General features: G+C 66.3%; 2 protein-coding genes. Both read right to left on the bottom strand.

The features are described from left to right. Nucleotides 1-55 precede the first annotated feature (55 nt). Nucleotides 56-610 carry a hypothetical protein gene (locus tag OO014_RS19140; protein ID WP_272463923.1) on the bottom strand — a complete coding sequence of 185 codons (555 nt, stop codon included), beginning with the start codon at nucleotides 608-610 and terminating at the stop codon, nucleotides 56-58. Between the two features lie 199 nt (nucleotides 611-809). Next, on the bottom strand, nucleotides 810-2,789 hold the full coding sequence (locus OO014_RS19135; protein ID WP_272463922.1) for an MSCRAMM family protein: 1,980 nt from the start codon (nucleotides 2,787-2,789) through the stop codon (nucleotides 810-812). Nucleotides 2,790-3,234: the final 445 nt, after the last annotated feature.

Here is a 3,234-nt window from a genome sequence, read left to right as displayed (position 1 = left end):
GGGGCAAGGGCGTGGGCCCGGCAGCTGGAGTTTGCCGGGCCCACGCGGTGCGACGTCAGCTGCTGGTGCAGGAGACGGCGTTCTTCGAGATCGCACCGTCCGCGCTCGGCGGGTCAATGGTGCACGTCACCGTGAGGACGACGGTGCCCGGTGGCTGCTCGACGGTGATGACGGCGCCGGTGAAGGCGACGTCGGTGATGAGCTCAGTCCAGCTGCTGTTCGGGCAGTCGGGAGCGCCGGGAACCGGCGACTCGGGCTCGTCGGTGATGACCGGACCGAACGGCGTGTTCCCGTTCTTGATCTGGCTGTCCGGGATGGCCTGGGTGCCGGTCAGGGTGACGGACGCCGGGTTCTGACCCGGAGCCTGCCACTTGTTGGTGCCCGGGTTACCGCACGTAGAGGTTGGGTTACCCGTAGCGGCCAGTGTGACGAGGACGTCCCCGTTGCCCAGCCCCGATAGCTCGCCGGACGCGGAGAGCGAAAGGCCGAGGTCGGCGAACGACGGCTCGGCGTTGGCGCCACCCTTGAGGTGAACGCTGCTGGCGGCAGCAGGTGCCGCAGAGATGAGAATGGCGGCCGCGGCTGCGGCCAGGATCTTGCCTATCTTCATGGTTACTGCCTGTCCCTCTGTGGAGGTGTGTTGCCCCGATCGGGGGCTCACCGACCCGGTGGACGCCGGGCTCGGTGGCCAGAGGCGGGGCCCGGCGGCGGAGATACCCCGCCGCCGAAGCCCGCGATGTTTGTCCCGGATGGTCCCGGTGCCCCGGCCGTCCCCACGGCCGGGCCACCTTCTCGATCAGGACATGGGGTTATGGGTCGATGACCACGGTGCAGGTGTAGGTACCCGGTTCGAGGTCGTTCTTGGTGAAGGATCCGTCGCCGTCAGCGTCGGTGGACGCGTCAGGGTCGGCCTCCGCCAGTGCGCACTCGATGGTCGACGCGGTGCCGCCATCGATCTGCGAGTCCACCGAGACGGTGAGGTTCGTCAGCGGCATGTTGAGGAACTCGGCGTCGTAGGTCGTCTTGTCGCCGCACGTCCCCTCGGTGACGACGATGCCGCCCTGGGGGTTCGTGCTCTTCAGGACGTACCCAGCGGGGACGGTCTCGGCGACTGAGTAGTTGCCGGCGAGCGCGCTGACGGCGAGTCCGCTCCAGCAGATCTCACCGTTTACGTCGGTGACCTTCTCGTCGCCTGCGGCGAGGTCGCCGCCCGTGAGGGTGAAGGTCACCCCTGCGTGCGGGTGGTCTCCGGCACCGTCAGCGGCGTGCTTGCGCTCCTTGAGGATCTTGACGACGCCCCGCTCGATCGCGTTGGTGAAGGTGCAGGTCACGGTCTCGCCCGGGTCGAGCTTGATCGCGGCCGGCGTGCTGTCCCCATCCTCACAGGCCGAGCTGACGAGGTTCCAGTTGGCGGGAACGGTCTCGCTCGCGTCGTAGACGGTGCCGGTGGACAGGTTGTTGAAGGTCTCGCTGTCAGAGCCAGCGTTGCCGGTGCCCGTCGGGGTCAGCGTGAAGCTGGCGCTCGGCAGGGTCCCCGACGAGAAGTCGAACGCCTGGCTGTAGGCAGCGCCGTCGTTGATGACCTTCTTGATGATCACCGTGCCCAGCGCCTCGTTGGTGTAGGTGCAGTCGAGCACGTCCTCCTCGTCGTCGATGGCGAACGTCACCTTCTTCGGGGTCAACGGGTCAATCGACGGTGTGACACCGGAGCTCGCACTGCAGTCCAGGCTCTTGAAGGCCCAGCCGGTGGGCAGCGCTCCCTCCTCGACCGTGTAGCCGGTGCCGAAGAGAACCGTCTGCCCGTAGTCCTGCACGCCGTCATCGGTGAGCTGGAACGTGTTGTCCGTCGCAGGGTCGGTCCCGAACGCCTTCGTGTAGTCGAACAGGGTCGTGTTCGGGTCCTCATCCGGCAGGGTCTGCTTGCGGATGATGACCTGGCCGCAGTTCTTCAGGTCGATCTCCCTGGGGGAGATGAAGTCCTTGAGCTGCGACGTGAAGGCATCGGACGACCGGCTCTTGAGCATCGCCGACCCGAAGCTCGAGCACTTGGTGTCGTCGAAGATCAGGCGCAGGTCGATCTGCGCCTCACCGAAGGTGCGGGCCTGCTTCGTTCCCAAGCCGTCGGAGTCACCATCCAGAATGACGCTGCTGCTGATCGTGCCGACCGCGCACGGACCACCGCCACAGGCGGAGCCCTCGTCGAGCGGGATCGCGGGGTCGCTCCACGCGGAGCCGGTCCAGAAGCGTGCCAGGATGTCTGCCCTTGCGCCGCCCTGGTCGATCGCGTACTCGATGAGCAGGTCGTCGGTCAACGGCCCATCAGGACCGTCGCCGGTCCGGACCTTGTTGGGCCCCTGCGGGCATGGGGTCTTCGACTGGTTGAACTCGAAGTCCATCAGGGTCGTGCCGCTCGGGTCGCTGACCCGGCTCCAGGCCAGGTTCAGGAAACCCTTGTTACCGTCGCTGGCCGCCTCCTTGTAGACGTGGAAGGTCAGCAGGTCGCTCTTGTTGTTCGGGATGCTGCCGGTGGTCTCGCCGGGACACTCGGTGTCCTCCTTGACGCCGCCCTTGTAGGAGTCGTCGGTCTGGCCAGTCGTCTCGTCCGTGGCACGGATCTCCGGCCCATTCGGGTGCGCGAGGACACCCCAGTCCTTGTAATCGGCGTTGTCCAGTTTCAGATTGGAGTCTTCGTCGATCTCGAACGAGCTGCCAGGCAGTGTCGCCAGACCGGGGACTGCGCTCGCAGGCGGAGCCACGAGCAGGGCCACGGGAATCGCAAAGGCTGCCACCGTGACTGCGACTTTGTGAGCCCGGCGGGCTCGTGATGTCTCGTGGCGGCCGCTGCTGGGCCGCCCCCGCGTACTCAAAGAACTAATCATGTTGAGTTCTCCGTTTGATTGATTCGCCCGGCCCCACGCACGGGCGGCTTAACGGTGAACTCGGCGAAGTTTTCAGTGCGACGCGGCCCCTGGTGGTTCGTAGTGCCCCCCGAGCTGCGGATCATCTGTGGCGTCGCGCACAGGCTCAACCGAGCTCGTTCTCGACGCTACGCGCGCCCCTGTGGCTTGCCTCACAAACGGCGAAAGCCGCGGAGAAGGTCCGTAAAGTCCCCGGCCTAACGGTGAAATACATTGGGATTGAGGGACATTGGCGAAATGAGGAGTTCGTGAGGTCTGTCGCCGTCCTCGGCGCAGCACGCGGCAAGGCCATGACCCGACTCGGCCCCCGCTGGCC

The sequence above is a fragment of the Intrasporangium calvum genome (assembly GCF_028446585.1).
Classification (GTDB): domain Bacteria; phylum Actinomycetota; class Actinomycetes; order Actinomycetales; family Dermatophilaceae; genus Intrasporangium; species Intrasporangium calvum_A.
Note: the sequence above shows the minus strand (reverse complement) of the source record. Positions and strands in the feature narration are given on the sequence as shown.